General features: G+C 66.9%; 18 protein-coding genes. 6 read left to right on the top strand and 12 right to left on the bottom strand.

Going from position 1 to position 18,968, the window contains the following annotated elements; all coding sequences use genetic code 11:
• Positions 1-78: 78 nt before the first annotated feature.
• On the top strand, positions 79-1,302 hold the full coding sequence (locus AC5Y31_RS01340) for a PucR family transcriptional regulator (RefSeq protein WP_499977491.1): 1,224 nt from the start codon (positions 79-81) through the stop codon (positions 1,300-1,302).
• 24 nt (positions 1,303-1,326) lie between these two features.
• Here AC5Y31_RS01340 and AC5Y31_RS01335 read toward each other — a convergent pair whose 3' ends face one another.
• On the bottom strand, positions 1,327-2,064 hold the full coding sequence (locus tag AC5Y31_RS01335; RefSeq protein WP_499977490.1) for a TetR/AcrR family transcriptional regulator: 738 nt from the start codon (positions 2,062-2,064) through the stop codon (positions 1,327-1,329).
• 119 nt (positions 2,065-2,183) lie between these two features.
• On the opposite strand from AC5Y31_RS01335, the gene AC5Y31_RS01330 reads away from it, so the two are divergent.
• Complete coding sequence (locus AC5Y31_RS01330; RefSeq protein WP_301634659.1) at positions 2,184-3,365, top strand: NAD(P)/FAD-dependent oxidoreductase; 1,182 nt, start codon at positions 2,184-2,186, stop codon at positions 3,363-3,365.
• Here the strand turns inward: AC5Y31_RS01330 and AC5Y31_RS01325 are convergent.
• Positions 3,359-4,756: a cytochrome P450 gene (locus AC5Y31_RS01325; protein ID WP_301634658.1), complete on the bottom strand. Its 1,398-nt coding sequence runs from the start codon at positions 4,754-4,756 to the stop codon at positions 3,359-3,361. The genes AC5Y31_RS01330 and AC5Y31_RS01325 overlap by 7 nt on opposite strands.
• A 150-nt stretch (positions 4,757-4,906) precedes the next feature.
• Between AC5Y31_RS01325 and AC5Y31_RS01320 the strand changes: the two genes are divergently transcribed.
• Positions 4,907-5,995: a helix-turn-helix transcriptional regulator gene (locus tag AC5Y31_RS01320; RefSeq protein WP_065022887.1), complete on the top strand. Its 1,089-nt coding sequence runs from the start codon at positions 4,907-4,909 to the stop codon at positions 5,993-5,995.
• A gap of 2 nt (positions 5,996-5,997) precedes the next feature.
• On the opposite strand, the gene AC5Y31_RS01315 is transcribed toward AC5Y31_RS01320, so the two are convergent.
• Positions 5,998-6,711 (bottom strand): LysR family substrate-binding domain-containing protein, encoded by a 714-nt coding sequence (locus AC5Y31_RS01315; protein WP_301634655.1) that lies wholly within the window; start codon positions 6,709-6,711, stop codon positions 5,998-6,000.
• A gap of 28 nt (positions 6,712-6,739) precedes the next feature.
• Here AC5Y31_RS01315 and AC5Y31_RS01310 point away from each other — a divergent pair, with 28 nt between their 5' ends.
• Positions 6,740-7,132 (top strand): DUF5997 family protein, encoded by a 393-nt coding sequence (locus AC5Y31_RS01310; RefSeq protein WP_301634654.1) that lies wholly within the window; start codon positions 6,740-6,742, stop codon positions 7,130-7,132.
• Positions 7,133-7,136: 4 nt separating this feature from the next.
• On the opposite strand, the gene nrdE is transcribed toward AC5Y31_RS01310, so the two are convergent.
• From nrdE to AC5Y31_RS01290, 4 genes are all read right to left on the bottom strand, one after another.
• Positions 7,137-9,308 carry a class 1b ribonucleoside-diphosphate reductase subunit alpha gene (gene nrdE, locus AC5Y31_RS01305; protein ID WP_301634652.1) on the bottom strand — a complete coding sequence of 724 codons (2,172 nt, stop codon included), beginning with the start codon at positions 9,306-9,308 and terminating at the stop codon, positions 7,137-7,139.
• Positions 9,275-9,742, bottom strand: a complete 468-nt coding sequence (gene nrdI / locus AC5Y31_RS01300) for a class Ib ribonucleoside-diphosphate reductase assembly flavoprotein NrdI (protein ID WP_064854715.1) — start codon at positions 9,740-9,742, stop codon at positions 9,275-9,277. The genes nrdE and nrdI overlap by 34 nt, the downstream gene beginning before the upstream one ends.
• Positions 9,743-9,798: 56 nt before the next feature.
• Entirely contained in the window at positions 9,799-10,038 is a 240-nt protein-coding gene (locus AC5Y31_RS01295; protein WP_065022854.1) for a redoxin NrdH, read from the bottom strand.
• A gap of 402 nt (positions 10,039-10,440) precedes the next feature.
• Entirely contained in the window at positions 10,441-11,115 is a 675-nt protein-coding gene (locus tag AC5Y31_RS01290) for a DedA family protein (RefSeq protein WP_499977488.1), read from the bottom strand.
• 149 nt (positions 11,116-11,264) lie between these two features.
• On the opposite strand from AC5Y31_RS01290, the gene AC5Y31_RS01285 reads away from it, so the two are divergent.
• Positions 11,265-11,945 (top strand): response regulator transcription factor, encoded by a 681-nt coding sequence (locus AC5Y31_RS01285; protein WP_301634647.1) that lies wholly within the window; start codon positions 11,265-11,267, stop codon positions 11,943-11,945.
• Here AC5Y31_RS01285 and AC5Y31_RS01280 read toward each other — a convergent pair.
• The 3 genes from AC5Y31_RS01280 to AC5Y31_RS01270 form a co-directional block, all read right to left on the bottom strand.
• Complete coding sequence (locus AC5Y31_RS01280) at positions 11,915-13,309, bottom strand: sensor histidine kinase (protein WP_499977486.1); 1,395 nt, start codon at positions 13,307-13,309, stop codon at positions 11,915-11,917. The genes AC5Y31_RS01285 and AC5Y31_RS01280 overlap by 31 nt on opposite strands.
• Before the next feature lie 39 nt (positions 13,310-13,348).
• Complete coding sequence (locus tag AC5Y31_RS01275) at positions 13,349-14,224, bottom strand: SDR family oxidoreductase (RefSeq protein WP_499977485.1); 876 nt, start codon at positions 14,222-14,224, stop codon at positions 13,349-13,351.
• A gap of 61 nt (positions 14,225-14,285) precedes the next feature.
• Positions 14,286-14,933, bottom strand: coding sequence for a TetR/AcrR family transcriptional regulator (locus AC5Y31_RS01270; RefSeq protein ID WP_499977484.1), 648 nt, complete (start codon positions 14,931-14,933; stop codon positions 14,286-14,288).
• A gap of 133 nt (positions 14,934-15,066) precedes the next feature.
• Between AC5Y31_RS01270 and AC5Y31_RS01265 the strand changes: the two genes are divergently transcribed.
• On the top strand, positions 15,067-16,542 hold the full coding sequence (locus tag AC5Y31_RS01265; RefSeq protein WP_065022860.1) for a cytochrome P450: 1,476 nt from the start codon (positions 15,067-15,069) through the stop codon (positions 16,540-16,542).
• A gap of 27 nt (positions 16,543-16,569) precedes the next feature.
• Here the strand turns inward: AC5Y31_RS01265 and AC5Y31_RS01260 are convergent, their stop codons facing one another.
• Positions 16,570-17,037, bottom strand: coding sequence for a 2-isopropylmalate synthase (locus AC5Y31_RS01260; RefSeq protein WP_065022861.1), 468 nt, complete (start codon positions 17,035-17,037; stop codon positions 16,570-16,572).
• 172 nt (positions 17,038-17,209) lie between these two features.
• Positions 17,210-18,949, bottom strand: a complete 1,740-nt coding sequence (gene poxB / locus AC5Y31_RS01255; RefSeq protein WP_499977482.1) for a ubiquinone-dependent pyruvate dehydrogenase — start codon at positions 18,947-18,949, stop codon at positions 17,210-17,212.
• Positions 18,950-18,968 lie beyond the last annotated feature (19 nt).

Genomic DNA, 18,968 nt, shown 5'->3' with positions numbered 1-18,968 from the left:
TCTCAGACGTAAGAGCAATTCGCACCGAATTGGCCGCGTTGCCGCTGCATAGTGCACCACTGCCGCTAACCTCAGCTAATGGAGTGGGAGCGACCGTCCGAGCGGGTGTGCGAGCTGATCCAGCAGACCGCCCAGGCCTTGGTCAGCGCTCCCCCGGACGCGCTCGACGAGCTCCACGAAGCCACCCTGTCGGCGGTGTACACGCAAGCCATCGCCTCGGATCCGGTCCTCGCCGAAGGCATCCGTCGCAGCAACCGGTCCAACCTGATGCACTGGGCGGCCGCCAATCTCAGCCATCCCGGCGAGCCGGTAGCGGCCAACCTCTCGACGGAGGCACTGCTCATCGTCCGCGACGGGTTCCGCCGCGGTCTCGACGAATCGGCGGTGCTGGACGCCTATCGGGTCGGGACGAACGTGGCCTGGCGGTCCTGGATGCAGACCGCGTTCACCCTCACCCGCGACGCCGACGAACTGCGCGAACTGCTCGACGTGACCTCCCGATCGCTGACGTCGTTCATCGACGCCACCATCGCCGGAATCGGCTCACAGATGCAGCTGGAACGCGAGGCGCTGACCCGGGGAACGCACGCCGAACGCCGGGAGACCGTCGCGCTGATCCTGGACGGTGCGGCGATCACCAGGCAGCGCGCCGAGAGCCGGCTGGGTTACCGGCTGCAGCAGAACCACACCGCCGCCGTGATCTGGGGTGATCAGTCCACCACCAACCTGGCCGACCTGGACGCGGCGGCCGAGGCGCTGACCCGCACCGAGGGCGGGCAGCGCGCGTTGTCGGTGCTGGCGAGCGCAGTCACGCAATGGGTGTGGATACCGGGCCCCGCAGGCCCGGACGTGACGGGTGTCGCTGCTGCAGTGGACAACCTTCCTGGGGTGCAGATCGCGGTCGGGACAACAGCCGCCGGCATAGACGGATTCCGGCGCAGCCATCTCGACGCCGTCACCACGCAACGCATGATGATGCGGCTGGGTTCCTCCCAGCGCGTCGCGCGCTTCACCGATATCGAGTTGGTGGCCCTGATCAGCGCCGAACCCGAACAAGCGGACCGATTCATCACGCATACGCTCGGCGACTTCGCCTCGGCCGACGCCGAACTACAGCAAACCGCCCTCACGTTCATCCATCAGCAGTGCAACGCCTCACGAGCAGCAGAACGGATGTTCTTGCACCGAAATACGTTGCTGCGCAGGATCGCTCGCGCCGACGAATTGTTGCCGACGCCGTTGGCCGACAACAGCGTTCGGGTGGCGGTGGCGTTGGAGGCGCTGCGCTGGCGGGGCGCCTAGCGCCACAGGTCGCGCGACGACAGCTCAGGCGACCGGTTCACGCCGGACGGCCTCGTGGATCGGCTGATCGGGGTCCATCGCGATGCCGAGGTTCTGGGCGGTGCCGTTGACGACGTTGATCATGATCGTCGTCAAGTACTCCACGAACGTGTCGCGGGGCATTCGGCGCGGACTGTCCAGTTCGGGGCCCAGCCACCAGTCGGTGGCCGAGGTCGCCGTACCGAAGGCCGCGAACGCCGCCAGCTCCAGCGCCCCGCGGTTGAGGTCCAGCTCTTGGAGTTCGTTGCTGAGCATCTCGGCCATCGCCAGCGTGATCGTCCGGCCCTCGTTGAGGGTGCACATCGTCGACTGGGACTGCGCGCGCACCCGCCCCTGGAGGAAAAACCGCAACACATTGGGGTGCTCGTCGACCAGCGTTACGTACTCTTCGACACTGCGTTGAATGATGTCGCGTAGCGAGTTGGTGGCGACGTCGATGGAGGCGAAGATCGCTGCCCACAGGTCGTCGCGCAGCCGGGTCCCGACCGCCTCGAACAGATCGTCCTTGTCGGTGAAGTGACGGTAGATCTTGGGCTTGGCCGTACCGGCTTCTTCGGCGATCTGCCGCACACTCACATCGGGACCGAGCCGGTCGATCGCGCCGAAGGCGGCCTCGACGATCTCGCCGCGGACCTTCTTGCGGTGCTCGCGCCAACGCTCACTGCGGGCATCGACCTTCTGCCCGCCATTGTCGGCCGGCTTGGGCCTGCTCGTTCCGCGCACGTCAAGCACCTTACCGCCTTGCCGTGGCTGACCTGGGGGAACCGCGCGGCGAACTGGTCCGTTAGCATCGGTAGACAGTTCCCGCGGTGCAAAAACGCGCATATTTGAGACGAGATGTAGTGACCCAACGATTCGACCTGGCCATCGTCGGCGGCGGCCCGGCGGGGTCGGCGGCGGCCTGGCAGGCCCGCCAGGCCGGTGCGAACGTCGTCGTCCTGGACAAGGCCGACTTCCCGCGCGACAAGCCCTGCGGTGACGGGCTGACCGCCCGTGCGGTCAGCTATCTGCAAAAGATGGGGCTGGCCGAAGAGGTCGACAAATTCCACCAGGTCAACCGGGTGAAGGTGTTCAGCCCCAGCGAGTGGGAGCTGTCGTTTCCCCGCCGCCCCGGGATGCCCAACCACGGCTACGTCGCGCGCCGGCCCGAGCTGGACACTCTGCTGCTCAAGCACGCCGAATCGGCCGGGGCGCAGGTCCGCCAGTCCGCCGAGGTCGCCGGACCGGTGCTCGACGACACCGGCCGGGTGGTCGGGGTGTTGCTCAAGAGCGGGGAGAAGGTGCTGGCCGATGCGGTGATCGCCGCCGACGGCGCCTACTCGCCGATCAAGCGGGCGCTGAAGCTGGACTCGGCCTACAACGGCTATTCGGCGATCGCGATCCGCGCCGAGATGCCGGCGGTGCGTCCCGACGTCGATTCCCTCGACATCTACCTGAAGCTGATGTTCCAGGGCGACCAACTGCCCGGCTACGGCTGGGTGTTCCCGCTGGGCGGCGGCCGGGTCAACATCGGCCTGGGCTATGTCAACAGCTACAAGAACTGGCAGGCCATCAACGCCACCCAGTTCCTCGGCGAATTCCTGGAGACCCTGCCGCGGGACTGGGAGCTGCCCTCGATCACCGAGCTGAAAAAGTCCAAGACGGTGCGGGCCTGGCGGCTGCCGATGGGTTTCACCGCATGGCCGCCGTGGCGGCCCGGCGTGCTGTTCACCGGCGACTCGTTGGGAGCAGGCCGGCCGACCTCGGGCGCCGGGATCTCCAAGGCGTTGGAGTCGGGGTTGGCCGCCGGTGAGTGCGCGGTCGCGGCGTTGACCAACGCCGGCCCAGACGACTTCACCAACTACGCCCAGCGGATGCAGGCCGCCTGGGGCCGGGAGTACCGGCGTGGCCGGTTCTTCCACAAGCTGGCCGGTCGGCCGGCGGTGGCCAACGCGGGCCTCAAACTGCTGGACAACGCGCGCTTCCGCGACGTACTGCTGACCCGGCTGTACCGGGGCCAGCAAGGACCGTCGCACACCTACTGAGCGTTGTCGGTTCGTCCCCCCGCAGCGCAGTCGAGGACCCCCCGGCGGTGCCGGACGAGGGCGTAGATCGGTTCGGCAGCGACCGTGGTGAACGGCACCGCCAGGGGAAACTCGGTGCTCAGTGAGCTGAATTCGCAATGCCGAACACAGGTGGCCAGCGCCAGGGTGGCTTCCAGCATGGCGAAGTGATCGCCCACGCATTTGCGCGGTCCGCCGCCGAACGGCAGATACTGCCAACGGTCGCGGCCCGCAGAGTTCTCCGAGCTGAACCGGTCCGGATCGAACTCGTCTGGGCGCTCCCACAGCGCCGGATCGCGGTGCAGCGCATAGACCCCGACTCCGACCAGGGAACCGGCCGGCACCCGGTAGCCGTCGACGGCGATATCGCGAACCGCCGTTCGGCCGTTCAGCGCGCCGGGCGGGCACAACCGCAGCGCTTCGTGCAGTACCTGCACGGTGTAGGGCAGTCGGGCCACATCATCTGGGCTGAGCTCCGCGCCGAGCTGGGCGACCTCTTCGGCGACCCTTCGCTGGATGTCGGGGTGGTTTCCCAACGCCCACAACGCGTAAGCCAACGTCGTTGCGGTGGTGTCGTGACCGGCCAGCATGAACACGATCAGCTCGTCGCAGATCTCACGGTCGGACAATCTACGCCCCGTTTCGGGGTCGACGGCGGTCATCAACCCGCGCACCAGCGGCGCGTCGAGCATCGGGTCCACCCGGCAGGTTTGCAGGATGTCGTTGGCGCATCGATGCAGCATGGCGCTGGCGGCTCGGGCCCGACGGCGCGCCGGCGTCGGCAACCAGCGCGGTGCCCGAACCGGAGCAAATGCGCGATCGGTGATGTACCCCAGCGCGACGCGCATCGACTCACCCAGCGCGGCGGCGCTCTCGTCGAGATCCACCCCGAGCACCGAGCGCCCGAGCGCCCGCAACGTCAGCTTGCGGCATTCAGCGTCCAAATCGACTGTGGTCCCGTCGCGCCACGCGGTGGCCACCATCTCGGCAGCCTGCGCCATGTGTCCGGCGAAGCCCCCGACGCGCCGCTTGGTGAACAACGGTTGCAGCATGCGTCGCCGCGGCAGCCACGGCTCGTTTCGGAGATCGAACAGGTTCGGGCCGAGCAGATACCGGATCTCATCATGCGTCGGGGCGCGGTCGACGTCGCCGCTGCTGAGCACGTCGTGGGCGCCCTGCGGTGAAGTCACCACCACGATCGGAGGCGACAGCCACGCCGGCGCCAGCACCACGCGGGTTACCGGCCCGCCGGCATCTCGCAGCTTTTCTATCCCGGTGTGCATCTGCCGGATCTCCCGCGATTGCCGCCAGCGCGGCAACGGGTTCTTCGGCGCCAGCGGCAATGCGCGAACATCGACATCGGACACGGTCATGGCGTGAGCCAATCAGGCCCGATGCGCCGCCGCCTCATCCGAATGGCTGAAATTTTCCCAGGAAATCGAAGGGATCATCCGAGCCAAGCGGCGGGAGAATGTCCGATATGGGACGGGATGTCCCGTGAGCGAGGAACCCGGGATGCGGCGATGGCGACTCTCGACGATTTTTCGCGAATAGTCGCGGCCGTCTACGGCTCAGTGATGGCTCCCGAGAACTGGACCGTAGCCCTGGGCGACCTTCGGCGCACGCTCGAGGGGCAGAGCTGCGCGCTGATTCGAGCAGACCCCGCGGGGCGGTCGGTGCAGGCCGCGCACCTGGCGCCGGAGGTGCGTGCCGATTACGAGCGGTACTACCACCGGATCGACTACGTGCTCGAAGCCGTCGAACAGGGCCCGGTCGGTGAACTACGCACTGGACGGTCGCTGGTCGCATTGCAGGCCCAGTCGGAGTTCCACATCGACTGGCTGCGGCCCATGGAGATGACCGAGGGCTTGTTCGTGCGGCTCAGCGACGGCCCGGCACCGCTGGCGTTCCTTGCCGCAGGGCCACGCCCCATGGAGCCGTTCGCCCCGCTGCTCAGTGCCCTGGTACCCCATCTGCAACAGGCCCTGCGCAGCCAAGCACACCTGGAGCGCCTGCACCGCCACACCGATGACCTCGATGCCGCCGCCCAGGCGCTGGGCTACGCAATCATCGTCGTGACCCTCGAATCCCGCATCGCCTACGCCAACCCGGCCGCCGAACACCTGTTGCGGTCGGCCGATGGGCTTCAGGCCCGCGCCGGGCGACTCGAAGCTGCGGCCGCGAGCACCGACACTGCGCTCCAGCGCAGCATTCACAGCGCCCTGGCGCTCGGGGATGACCATCCGTCGGGAAACTCGCTGCTGTGCTCGCGCCCCTCGGGGCATCTCCCCTACATCATCGAGGTTCTGCCCACCGATCCGGCTGCCGCCTCCGGTCGTGGCCGGCGCGCCATCGTGATCGTCGCCGATCCTGAGCACGAATCCAACACCACACCAGCGTTATTGCGCCGCCACTACGGCCTGACAGCCGGTGAAACCGAGATCGCCGTCATGGTGCTGAACGGCGGCGGGGTCAAAGACATCGCCGAACGCATGTCGCTGTCGCAGGCCACCGTCAAGACGCATCTGCAGCACGTCTTCGACAAGACGGGAACCCATCGCCAAGCCGACCTCATCCGGCTGCTGCTCAGCTTGCGCTCGCCCTGCCGCTGAGCTCAGCGTCGACCGCGCTGGCCGGCCCCCGGCTTCCTTGCGACCTTGCCCGCCGCGGCGCGGGCGGCCTGCTTGGCGAGGGTCTTCTCCCGGGCGGTGCGTTTCGGTGCGGGCTGAGACTGCCCCCGCGAGGACCCGGGTTTACGGCCGCGCACGATGCCGACGAACTCGTCGACCAGTTCTGACCGAGACCCTTCCGCGAAGGCGAGCGCCACGGGGCAGGCGGGTGCGTCGGTAATCGGGCGGTAGGTCAGGTCCTTGCGGTGATACAGCCGCGCCAGCGACTGCGGAACGATGAGTGCGCCCATCCCGGCGGCGACCAGCTCTATGGCGTCTTTGGTGGTTTCGGGTCGGTGATCGACCGGGTTCCCCGGAGCGCTCGCCCACTCGACGACGTCGTCGAGTGGGAGCAGTAGCGGCTCGCCGTCGAGATCGGCGGCGGTGATTTCGTCGACGGCACTGACAACGTGGTCGGTCGGCACCACGGCCACCGTCGTCTCGTCGTAAAGGGGAATGACGGCCAGCCCAGAGGTGTCGGTCGGCGGCCGCAGCAGCGCCACATCGACGGTGCCGGCCCGCACCGCGCCGGGCGCCTCTGCCGCGGCGATGATGTGCAGGTGCAGCGGCACCTCGGGGTGGCGCTCCGCCCAGATCCGGGCCCACTTCGCAGGTGTCCCGCCGGGGACGTACCCGAGGGTGAGAGAGAGCGGCGCCACCGCATCAGGCTACCGATACGCTGCTTGCATGAGCAGGCCGAACGCGCAGTCCATGAAACCCGCCACGGCGGCCAAGAAGCTGGACGTGTACTTGCCCGCGACGCCGGCGGAGTTCCAGGCGAACGCGATCACCCGCACCGAACTCGCCGCCCTGCAAGCGGATCCGCCGCAATGGCTCCAGGACCTCCGCCGCAACGGGCCGCATCCCAAGAACCTGGTGGCGGCCAAGTTGGGCGTCTCGATCGCCGCCCTGGCACGCAACGGCGTCGACAATGCACTCACCACCGAGCAGATCAATCAGCTGCTCGAGGAGAAGCCACCGTGGCTGGCGACCGAACGTGAGAGCTACCAGGAGGTGCTGCGCGAACAGCGACGTCTCAAGGCGCTGCATGCCGATCAGGCTCGCGAGAAGCGAGCCTGATCCGTCACAGCATGCAGCTGACGCAACCCTCCACCTCGGTGCCCTCCAGCGCCATCTGCCGCAGCCGGATGTAGTACAGCGTCTTGATTCCCTTGCGCCAGGCGTAGATCTGCGCCCGGTTCACATCACGGGTGGACGCGGTGTCCTTGAAGAACAGCGTCAGGCTCAACCCCTGGTCCACGTGCTGGGTGGCCGCGGCGTAGGTGTCGATGATCTTTTCGTAGCCGATCTCGTAGGCGTCCTGGTAGTACTCCAGGTTGTCATTGGTCATGTACGGCGCCGGGTAGTAGACCCGACCGATCTTGCCTTCCTTTCGGATCTCGATCCGCGACACGATCGGGTGGATCGACGACGTCGAGTGGTTGATGTAGGAGATCGACCCGGTCGGTGGAACGGCCTGCAGGTTCTGGTTGTAGATACCGTGCGCGGCAACCGATTCCTTGAGTCGCTGCCAATCGCTTTGCTCGGGGATCCGGATACCGGCGTCAGCGAAGAGCTGGCGCACCTTGACCGTCTTGGGTTCCCACACCTGGTTGAGGTATTTGTCGAAGAACTCGCCGGAGGCGTACTTGGACTTCTCGAATCCCGCGAATGACTGACCCCGTTCCAGCGCAAGGCGATTCGACGCCCGCAGCGCGTGGTAGAGCACGGTGTAGAAGTAGATGTTGGTGAAGTCGATGCCTTCTTCCGACCCGTAGTGGATGCTCTCCCGGGCCAGGTAGCCGTGCAGGTTCATCTGGCCCAGGCCGATGGCGTGCGACTGGTTGTTGCCCTGTTCGATCGACGGGACCGACCAGATGTGGGTCTGATCCGATACCGCGGTCAGCGCCCGGATGGCGACCTCGATGGTTTGGCCGAAGTCGGGCGAGTCCATCGCCTTGGCGATGTTGAGCGAACCCAGGTTGCAGGAGATGTCCTTGCCCACCTTGGCGTACGACAGGTCCTCGTTGAACACCGACGGCGTGGAGACCTGCAGGATCTCCGAGCACAGGTTCGAGTGGGTGATCTTGCCGGCGATCGGGTTGGCCCGGTTCACCGTGTCCTCGAACATGACGTAGGGATAGCCGGACTCGAACTGCAGCTCGGCCAGGGTCTGGAAGAACTCCCGCGCCTTGATCTTGGTCTTGCGGATCGCCGAGTTGTCGACCATCTCGTAGTACTTCTCGCTGACCGAGACGTCGGCGAACGGAACGCCGTAGACCCGCTCGACGTCATAGGGCGAGAACAGGTACATGTCATCGTTCTTCTTGGCCAGCTCGAAGGTGATGTCGGGGATCACCACCCCCAGGCTTAGCGTCTTGATCCGGATCTTCTCGTCGGCGTTCTCCCGCTTGGTGTCCAGGAACCGGTAGATGTCCGGGTGGTGGGCGTGCAGGTACACCGCCCCGGCACCCTGGCGGGCGCCGAGCTGGTTGGCGTAGGAGAACGAGTCCTCCAGCAGCTTCATGATCGGGATGACCCCGGAGGACTGGTTCTCGATGTTCTTGATCGGCGCGCCATGCTCGCGAATGTTGCTCAGCAGCAAGGCCACTCCCCCGCCACGCTTGGACAGCTGCAGCGCGGAGTTGATCGAGCGGCCGATCGACTCCATGTTGTCCTCGATGCGCAACAGGAAACAGCTCACCGCCTCGCCGCGCTGCTTCTTGCCGGAGTTCAGGAACGTCGGGGTGGCCGGCTGGAAGCGGCCGTCGATGATCTCGTCGACCAGTTGCTCGGCCAGCTTGGTGTCACCGGCGGCCAGCGTCAGCGCCACCATGCACACCCGGTCCTCGAACCGTTCCAGATACCGCTTGCCGTCAAAGGTTTTCAGCGTGTAGGAGGTGTAGTACTTGAAGGCGCCCAGAAACGTCGGGAACCGGAACTTCTTGGCGTAGGCCCGATCCAGCAGCGACTTGACGAAGTTGCGCGAGTACTGGTCGAGTACCTCGCGCTCGTAGTAGTCCTTCTGGATCAGGTAGTCGAGCTTCTCGTCCTGATTGTGGAAGAACACCGTGTTCTGGTTGACGTGCTCCAAGAAGTACTGACGGGCGGCCAGCACATCCTTGTCGAACTGGATCTTGCCGTCACTGTCGTACAGATTGAGCATCGCGTTGAGCGCGTGGAAATCCAGCTCGCCCTCCGGTGCGCTGCGGGTGGTGGCGGTTACCTGCTCTGCAGTTGCAGCGGTAGGTGGCATGCCTCGTCCTTCCAGAAATCGGCCAAGCCCGCGCGGACGGCGTGTACGTCCTCGTCGGTTCCCATTAATTCGAATCGGTATAGGTACGGCACCCCGCACTTGCGGGCGACCACGTCGCCGGCGTAGCAGAACTCCGCACCGAAGTTGGTGTTGCCGGCGGCGATCACGCCGCGCAGCAGGCCCCGGTTGTGTTCGTTGTTCAGAAAGGCGATGACCTGCTTGGGCACATAGCCGCCCGCAGCGTCGTCAGCGATGTTCGGTGTCCCACGGCCGCCGCCGTAGGTCGGCAGCACCAGCACGTAGGGGTGGTCCACCTCGATGCGCCCGTGCAGCGGAATCCGGATGGCCGGCAACTGCAGCTTCTGCACGAAGCGGTGGGTGTTCTCCGACACCGAGGAGAAATACACCAGGCTGCATTCAGAATCCGCAGACACGGCGACCCCCTTCAGCTCTCAGTCAAACTCCACCCGGTACCCGACCCGCTGGTCGATTACGCGCTGAGCGCCGTCTGCGCCAGCGCCTTGATGCGGTCGGGCCGAAAACCCGACCAGTGCTCGTCGCCGGCGACGACAACCGGGGCCTGCAGGTAGCCCAACGCCATCACGTAGTCGCGCGCCTCGGAGTCCAGCGAGATGTCGACGATCTCGTAGGCGATGCCCTGGTTGTCCAGCGCCTTGTAGGTCGCGTTGCACTGCACGCACGCGGGCTTGGTGTAGACGGTGATGCTCATGGGCGGCAGACTCCTCAGCGAATCGTCGACAACGAACGGATGACGGATCAGGTACTACGTCCAGCGGGCCGCCAGGACTCTGATTTTCCAGTTCCCCCAGCCGTGGCAGGGCACCCGAATCGGTGCCGATTGCCGCGGCCCGGATAACCGGAAGATCCCGGGCCTGTCGGTCCCCCGAACACTACACCTAGTGGTCACCCCGTGGTGTTAATACTAGATGTTCTGAACGACATTGTTGAAATTCGCTGGTCGCGAGGCTGCGGCACCGTCGCCCTTCGGCGTGTCGCATCTCACATTTAAGCGGTTCATCCTTCATAGCCGCAGGTCTACCACGGCCCACCGACAAGCCGTCGGGACAGCCGGCCGTCGACCGGTCACCAGCAAAGCGGCCCGGACGCCCGCTCAGCGCATCCCGGCGAGCACCGGTTCCGCCCGCTCGGCGGCAGCAACCGGGTCCGGTTGCCGGCGCTTGCCACGCAGACGCCCCCTGACCACGCCCACCAGCACCGGCAGCAGCGACACCGCCACGACCACCAGCAGGATCAGGTCGATGTGGCCCCGGACGAACGCCAGGCCGCCGAGCAGGTACCCGAGCAACGGGAGACCCGCCCCCCATGCCAGCGACCCCGCCACGCTGTAGACCGTGAAGGTTCGATGCCGCATCCCGGAGGCGCCCGCTAACACCGGTACCAGCGTGCGCACCACCGCCAGGAAGCGCGCAAAAAAGACCGTCAGCGTGCCATGGGTCTCGAAGTACTGCTGGGCCCGGGCGATGTGGTGGCGGCCGAGTCGGCGTGCACCGGGACGCTCCAGCACCGCCGGCCCGGCTGTGGCGCCGATGTAATAGCCGCACTGGTCCCCGGCGATCGCGGCGACCGGCACTGTCAGCAACAGCAGCCACAACGGAACAACAGGGTCGGTTTGAGCGGCGAAAACGCCCGCGGTGAACAGCAGCGAGTCGCCGGGCAGGAAGAACCCCACCAGCAGGCCGGTCTCGATGAAGACAATGGCCAGCACCCCCAGCAGCCCGAACGTGGTGATCAGGGTGTCTGGGTTGGTGGTGAATGCCTCGATCATCGCTGGTCCTCCCAACTGACCGGGCTTGCTCTGCCGGCCCTGTCACCAGCTTGTCCGCCGGGCGCTGTGGCGGCGCTGAGAAGGCGGCGAACACCCGGCGAAGCTCTGCTGTACTGGTCTGGTCGGGAAGATATCGGGAGGGCGACATCGTGCGAATCCTGCTGGTCGAAGACGAAACCCGGCTGGCCGAGACGGTGCGCCGGGGCCTGGTCAGCGAGGGCTTCGTCGTCGACGTCGAACACGACGGCGCAGACGGTCTGGCCACCGCCCTCACCGGCGACTTCGACGTGATCGTGCTGGACATCATGCTGCCCGGCCTCAGCGGCTACCAGGTGGTCCGTGAGCTACGGGCGCAGCAGGTGTGGACGCCGGTGCTGATGCTCTCGGCCAAGGACGGCGAGTACGACATGGCCGACGCCTTCGACATCGGCGCCGACGACTACCTGACGAAACCGTTCTCGTTTGTGGTCCTGGTGGCGCGGCTGCGCGCCCTGACGCGGCGCGGCGCCCCGGAACGTCCGACGGTGCTCACCGCGGGAACCCTGTCGCTGGACCCGGCCCGGCGCCGGGTGACCCGCGGTGACACGGTGCTCACCCTGACGCCGCGGGAGTTCGGGGTGCTGCAGTTCCTGCTGCGGCACCGGGGCGATGTCGTCACCAAATCCGAGATCCTGCGGTCGGTGTGGGATTCGAACTACTCCGGAGACGACAACGTCGTCGAGGTCTACATCGGCTACCTGCGCCGCAAGATCGACGCACCGTTCGGGCTCGCCACCATCGAGACGGTGCGCGGCGCCGGCTACCGGCTGCGCTCCGACACCGAGGACTGATCGGGGCGATGCTGTTGCGGCAGTGAGACGGTGAACACCGCGCCACCGCCGGCCGCCTCCCCCACGGTGACACTGCCGTGGTGCGAGCGCACCACTTCGCCGACGATTGACAGGCCGAGTCCGGTTCCGCCGGACGTCCGGGTGCGGGCCGCGTCGAGCCGGACGAATCGCTCGAAGATTCGTCCCCGGTCGCCCACCGGTATTCCGGGGCCGTCGTCGGCAACCGTGATCACCACGCGGCCGGATTCCGGACGGCAGCTCAACGTCACCGTGCTGCGGGCATACCGGGCCGCATTGTCGACCAGGTTGCGGATCACCCGAGTCAGGGCCGCGCGGTCCCCCACCACCCGGCATGCCCGGATGTCGGTCACGGCGTTGATCTTTGGGGTGCCGTACAGCCGGTTGGCCTCAGCCGCCAGCAGATCGTCGATGTCGACGTCCTGGCGGCGCAGTCCCAGTGCGCCCTCGTCGGAGCGGGCCAGCAGCAGCAGGTCTTCGAGCAGCTGGTTCATCCGCCGGGATTCCGGGAGCAGTGATTCATCGATCAGGTCGCCGTCAATCAGCTCGGGCCGGCCGGCCGCCAGCTCGAGCGCGGTGGTGATCGTGGCCAGCGGGCTGCGCAGTTCGTGCGAGACGTCGCTGACCAGACGCAGTTGGGCGGCCCTGCCGTGCTCCAGCCGGGACAGCATGGCGTTCATGGTCGTCGCCAATTCGGCTATCTCGTCACGAGTTCGGGGAACCGGCACCCGCTCGGTGAGGTCGGCGCTGGAGATCGACGCCACCCGGGTACGGATCGCCTCCACCGGGCGCAACGCGGCACCCACCAACCGGAAGGTGCCCACCGCCACCAACCCGATAAGAAACGGTGCGCCGACGCCCAACAGCGCGCCCACCTTGGCCACGATCGACTCGACCGGTTCGCGGTCCACCGCCACCAGGACGGTGACCTGCTCCCCGTCGGCGACGGCACCGCGCGCCGACACCCAGTACTCATCGTCGGTGGACGATTCGACGCGGCCCACGTAGCGCGCCTGGCCGTCATCGAGGTGCACCACGGCCAGCGGCGATCGGGGAGCACCGTTGGAGGCGGCCCGGATCACCCCAGTCGCCCCGACCACCTGCACCACACCGATCTGCCCATCGGTGGCCAGCAGCGTCGAATCCAGGTCGTCGAGGCCATCAGGGGCCAACGCGGCGGCGATGCGTTCGGCACGCAGTGCCGCCGCGGTCTCGGCGGTCGATTCCAGCGACCGGTACAGCACCAGCAGCAGAACACCACCGGCGATGGCCAGGCACACCGTCATCACCACCGCCGCGGCCAGCGCCGAGCGCGCCCGCACCCCGACATGCAGCATGCTCACCATCGTCGCCGGACGCCACTGTGACACCGCTGAGGCCGCGGGTTAAGAACTGCGCAGCGAGCTCTTCGAGGGCCGCAACGCCCGGCTGAACAGCCCGTTGACCTGTCGCATGACCACGCTGTAGGGCAGCCAGGCCAGCCGCTTGAACGCGTAGAGCGCCCGGATGTCGCCGGAGGTGTAGACCAGGTAGCGGTTGCGGGCCACCCTCGCCAGAATCTTCTCCGCCGCCCGCTCCGGTGTCACCGCGTGGCCGGCGAACCGGCCCACCCAGCGCTCCACCTGCGGATCGTCGCGATCGACGCCGGCGATCTCCACGGTGTTGACCAGTGGGGTCTTCACCGCACCCGGTACCACCACCGACACCCCGATGCGGTGACGCGCCAGGTCGAACCGCAGCACCTCCGAGACTCCGCGCAGGCCGTACTTGCTGGCGGAGTAGGCCGCATGCCAGGGCAGCGCGACGATGCCGGCCGCCGACGACACGTTGACCAGGTGCCCGCCGCGGCCGGCGGCGACCATCGGCGGCAGGAACGTCTCGATGACGTGGATGGGGCCCATCAGGTTGATGTCGACCATCTTTCGCCACTGCTGGTGGGTCAACCGGTCGACGGTCCCCCACGCCGACACCCCCGCGATGTTCATCACGACGTCCATCGCCTCATGCCGCGCGTGAATCTCGGCGCCGAACGCCGCGACGTCGTCGTAATCGGCGATGTCGATCACCCGGTGCTCGGGAACCAGCGCACCCAGGGCCCGCGCATCGGCGACGGTCTCGGCCAGTCCCTCGGCGTTGCGGTCGGTCAGATAGAGCTCGGCGCCGACCTCGGCCAGCCGCAACGCGGTTGCCCTACCGATCCCGCTCGCCGCCCCGGTGATGAAGCACCGCTTGCCCCGGTAGTACTCCGCTACACGTGTCATGGCTGCAGACGATACCGGCGGTACCGGACGCAGATGATCCAATCCCCTGCCGCGCTCGCGATCAGCGCGAGCCACCCCACAGCGCGGTGCGCCACAGCGCCTCGAGCACCCGCACGCCACGCGGCACATCGCCGTCGGCGCCCAGGAAGGCACTGTCACCGGCGAGCATGTAGGCGGTGGTGGCCGCCAAAGTCCGCACCAGGGCGGGGATGTCATCGCTGATCGGGTTGGCGGTGCCGGCAGCGATCTCGTCGTTGACCACGCCGACGATCTGATTGATCACCGCGTCGATCTGGGCGTCGAGTAGTTCGCGGATCTCGGCATCGCTGTTGCGCGCCAAGCTGCACGCCGTCATCACCGGATCGTTGTGGGCATACACCGCCGCCGCGCTGCCCACCATCCGTTCGGCGAAGGCCGCGGGTGATTCATCGGCACCGCGCGGCGCGAAGTAGTGGGTGAGTTCTTCGAGCTCTTGGGTCGCCTCGGCGAGGATGTGGGCGAGCACGGCGTATTTGGAGTCGAAGTAGAAATAGAAGCCCGAGCGCGCCACCCCGGCCCGGTCGCTGATGGTGCTGACCGACAGCTCCGCGAACGGCTTCTCCTCCAACAATTCCCGCACGGCGTGCACAATCGCCTGCCGCTGCTTGTCGCCGCGGCGCTGGCGCGCATCGTCGGTGGCCGGGCTGCCCGCGTCGGGCTGGGTACTCATTCTTTGCACCTTGCACCACGCCGCGCCGGATTCAAACTTGACACGCGTCAATTTTAATCTGAGGATGTGGTTGCGTGACAGTCGCCACACCTTGTCGCGCGCCGTGACGCCATGACCGAGAGGTAGTCAGCCGATGACGACCATGTCCACCCCTCAATATCTTCTCGACCAGGCTCGGCGCCGGTTCACCCCGACGCTGAACACCATTCCCGGCATGGGCGCCATCGAGAAGCGGCTGTTGACCGTGGACTGGAAGCAGAAGATGCTGGCCGAGCCCCCGGTCGGTAGCGGGCTCAAGCCCGTCATGGGCGACTCCGGGCTGCCCGTGCTCGGCCACATCATCGAGATGTTCCGTCAGGGTCCGGATTTCCCGCTGCACATCTACAAGAAGTACGGCCCGGTGTATTTCGCCGAGTCGCCGATCCTGCCGTCGATCGTCGCGTTGGGACCCGACGCCACCCAGGCCATCTTCACCAACAAGGCGAAGGACTTCTCGACGACGGGCTGGATCCCGGTGATCGGGCCGTTCTTCGACCGCGGCCTGATGCTGCTGGACTTCGACGAGCACCTGCATCACAAGCGGATCATGCAGGGGGCGTTCACCCGTCCGCGGCTGGCCAGCTACGTCGAGGACATGGACCGGGTGATCACCCGGATCGTGGCCGACTGGCCGACCGACGATACCCGGTTCCTTTTTCACCCCGCGGCCAAGGAACTCACCCTCGATGTGGCGGCGGTGGTTTTCATGGGCCACGAACCGGGCGAGGACCACGAGCTGGTGACCGCGGTCAACCACGCGTTCGAGCAGACCACCCGGGCGGGCGGAGCGATCATCCGCACCTCGCTGCCGCCGTTCAAATGGTGGCAGGGCCTGCAGGGCCGCAAGGTGCTCGAGGACTACTTCGCCGAGCGGGTGACCGAACGCCGGCGCGTCGAGGGCGCCGACATGCTGTCGGTGCTGTGCCACACCGCCGATGACGACGGCAACACGTTCAGCGATCAGGACATCGTCAACCACATGATCTTCCTGATGATGGCCGCGCACGACACCACCACGTCGACGGTGACGACGATGGCCTATCACCTGGCCGCACATCCGGAGTGGCAGGAGCGGGCCCGCGACGAGTCCACCCGGCTGGGCGACGGGCCGCTGGACATCGAGTCGCTGGAGAAGCTGGAGACCCTCGACCTGGTGATGGACGAGTCGCTGCGGTTGGTCACCCCGCTGCCGTTCAACATGCGCCAGGCCGTGCGCGACACCGAGCTGCTCGGGCATTATGTTCCGGCCGGCACTAACATCGTCACCTGGCCCGGGATGAACCACTGGCTGCCCGAGCTCTACACCAACCCGCGCCAGTTCGACCCGGAGCGGTTCCTGGAGCCGCGTGCCGAGCACAAGCAACACCGCTACGCCTGGGCACCGTTCGGCGGCGGCGCGCACAAGTGCATCGGCATGAACTACGGGCGCCTGGAGGTCAAGACCATCCTGCACCGGATGCTGCGCCGCTACCGGCTGGAGCTGAGCCGGCCCGGTTACCAGCCGCGCTGGGACTACGGCGGCATGCCGATCCCGATGGACGGTATGCCGATCGTGTTGCGGCGGTTGTAGATCGGGATCCCCCTACGCCAACGAGCATCACTGCACCGTCAACAATCGGTTGGCACAGCTGATGACCGCCTCCAGCGCGGAGTGCCCGGCATCAGGCGCAAACCCCACCGCCCACGCCGCGCCGCGCCCGTTCGAGCCATGGATGAACGTGGCGGTCTCGGCACCACACCGAAGCTGGTGGAAACCCAAGATTTCCAGGGTGATTCCGCGGTCATGAAGCATCGTGGTGAGCGCGGCCAGCGGCCCGTGCGCCGCGGCGGTGCAGGTACCGTTCACGCCGCGGACGGCGATGGTCGCTTGGTAGGTGCGCCCCTGCGGGCCCAGTCTGGCGGCCGGGCGCTCAGCATCGAGGCAACGCCATCGGCTCAGGCTCAGCGGCCCAGCGGCGCGGCCGTAGGCGGAGACGAAGCCGTCCCACGACAGCCGCGCGGCCTGGTCGCGCAGTTCACGTGGCAGCGGACCCCGGAATTGGTCGGCGAACGATGTTGTGGTCATATCTCGGTCTTTTCTGCTCGAGGAGAGTGACCGACGGGTAGTAGCCTCCGACCCACAGCGGGGGGTCGGTCTGAATCAGACCCCGCTGCGGGTGCTGGCTACTACAAGCAGATGACGCATGATCCGGCCAGGTTAGTCCCGCTGTAGTCGGCGTGCAACCCGATTATTCGGATCAATCCAGGATGCGTCGTGCCACGTTGGTGGTCACCAGATCGAGCAGTTCCTCACCGCGACCGGCGAGAATGGTCCGGATCGCATACAACGAGAAGCCCTTGGCCTGCTCGGCGGTGATCGCCGGCGGAATCGACAGTTCCTGGCGGGCCGTGACGACGTCGACCACGGCCGGTCCGTCATAGTCGAACGCCTCGGCCAGTGCGGCTTCCAGGTCGCCGGGCTGCTCCACCCGGCGTCCGAACATGCCCAGCGCGCGGGCAACGGCGCCGAAGTCCGGATTCTGCAACTCAGTGCCGAAGTTGACGATGCCGGCGGCCTTCATCTCCAGCTCGACGAAGTTCAGCGACGAGTTGTTGAACACGATCACCTTGACCGGCAACCGATTCTGCGTCAGGGTCAGCAGCTCGCCGAACAGCATCGCCAGCCCGCCGTCGCCGGCCAACGCGACCACCTGCCGCTCGCGGTCAACCGTCTGCGCGCCGATCGCGTGCGGCAACGCGCACGCCATGGTGCCGTGGTTGAACGACCCGATCATCCGTCGGTGCCCGTTCATGGTGACGTAGCGTGCCGCCCACACCACCGGGGATCCGACATCGACGGTGAACACCGCGTCGTCGGCGGCCAACCGATTTGCTATGGCGGCAACGTATTCGGGACGAATAGGAGTGCGGTCGCGGTCATTGGACGCCAGTGCGTCCAGCCGCCGCCGGGTCTTGTCGTAGTGCCGCAGCGACTTTTCCAGATGAGTGCGGTCGTCCTTGACCGCCAGCAACGGGCGCAGCGCGGCGAGCGTGTCGGTGACCGTACCCACCAGTCCGAGGTCGATCGGGGCGCGCCGGCCCAGGTTTCGGCCGCGGATGTCGACCTGGATGATCTGCGCACGCTCGGGATAGAACTGCTGGTAGGGAAAATCGGTGCCCAGCATCAGCAGCACATCGGCTTCCCTGATCGCCTTGTACCCGGAGGCGAAGCCCAGCAGCCCCGTCATGCCGACGTCGTAGGGGTTGTCGTACTCGATGTACTCCTTACCGCGTAAGGCATGCACGATCGGGGCCGCCAAGGTGTGCGCCAGTTCGATGACCTGGTCGTGGGCACCGGCCACCCCGGCACCGGCCAGGATGGTGACGTTGGTGGCGGCGTTGAGCATGCCCGCCGCTGTCGCCAGCCCACGCTCGTCGGGATGGCATACCAACCGGGCGGGCAGTACCGGACGCGATCCCCAGGCGGTGTCGTCGTCGACGCGGTGGGAGAAGATCTCGCCCGGCACGACCACGACCGCGACCCCGTTCTCCTCGACCGCGGCGCGCATCGCCATCGCCAGGATTCGCGGCGCCTGCTCGGGGGCGCTGACCAGTTCGCAGTAGACGCTGCACTCGCGAAACAGGTTCTGCGGGTGGGTTTCCTGGAAGTAGTCCGAGCCGATCTCGGCGAGTGGGATGTGGGCGGCGATCGCCAGGACCGGCACCCGACTGCGCTGCGCGTCGAACAGCCCGTTGATCAGGTGCAGGTTTCCGGGCCCGCAGCTGCCGGCGCACACCGCCAACCCGCCGCTGAGCGCGGCGTCGGCGGCGGCGGCGAAGGCCGCGGTCTCCTCGTGACGCACCTGTTCCCAGGTGAAGTCACCGGCTCGCCGGATCGCGTCGGTGAAGCCGTTGAGGCTGTCGCCCGGGATCCCGTAGACGCGGCGCACTCCGCTGCGTTTGAGGGCGGCGATGACGTGGTCGGCGACGGTTGCCATTTCGCGTCCTCCTCACCAC

The sequence above is a fragment of the Mycobacterium sp. NGS18 genome, assembly GCF_059813185.1.
This window is presented reverse-complemented; position numbering and strand designations above follow the sequence as displayed.

Excerpts from the sequence above, each read along its gene's own strand:
- AC5Y31_RS01320 (WP_065022887.1), top strand. The coding sequence starts at position 4,907 with ATGGCGACTCTCGACGATTTTTCGCGAATAGTCGCGGCCGTCTACGGC.
- AC5Y31_RS01260 (WP_065022861.1), bottom strand. The coding sequence starts at position 17,037 with ATGACCACAACATCGTTCGCCGACCAATTCCGGGGTCCGCTGCCACGT.
- AC5Y31_RS01280 (WP_499977486.1), bottom strand. The coding sequence starts at position 13,309 with ATGGTGAGCATGCTGCATGTCGGGGTGCGGGCGCGCTCGGCGCTGGCC.
- AC5Y31_RS01290 (WP_499977488.1), bottom strand. The coding sequence starts at position 11,115 with ATGATCGAGGCATTCACCACCAACCCAGACACCCTGATCACCACGTTC.
- AC5Y31_RS01310 (WP_301634654.1), top strand. The coding sequence starts at position 6,740 with ATGAGCAGGCCGAACGCGCAGTCCATGAAACCCGCCACGGCGGCCAAG.
- nrdE (WP_301634652.1), bottom strand. The coding sequence starts at position 9,308 with ATGCCACCTACCGCTGCAACTGCAGAGCAGGTAACCGCCACCACCCGC.
- AC5Y31_RS01270 (WP_499977484.1), bottom strand. The coding sequence starts at position 14,933 with ATGAGTACCCAGCCCGACGCGGGCAGCCCGGCCACCGACGATGCGCGC.
- AC5Y31_RS01340 (WP_499977491.1), top strand. The coding sequence starts at position 79 with ATGGAGTGGGAGCGACCGTCCGAGCGGGTGTGCGAGCTGATCCAGCAG.
- AC5Y31_RS01325 (WP_301634658.1), bottom strand. The coding sequence starts at position 4,756 with ATGACCGTGTCCGATGTCGATGTTCGCGCATTGCCGCTGGCGCCGAAG.
- AC5Y31_RS01265 (WP_065022860.1), top strand. The coding sequence starts at position 15,067 with ATGACGACCATGTCCACCCCTCAATATCTTCTCGACCAGGCTCGGCGC.
- AC5Y31_RS01275 (WP_499977485.1), bottom strand. The coding sequence starts at position 14,224 with ATGACACGTGTAGCGGAGTACTACCGGGGCAAGCGGTGCTTCATCACC.
- AC5Y31_RS01295 (WP_065022854.1), bottom strand. The coding sequence starts at position 10,038 with ATGAGCATCACCGTCTACACCAAGCCCGCGTGCGTGCAGTGCAACGCG.
- poxB (WP_499977482.1), bottom strand. The coding sequence starts at position 18,949 with ATGGCAACCGTCGCCGACCACGTCATCGCCGCCCTCAAACGCAGCGGA.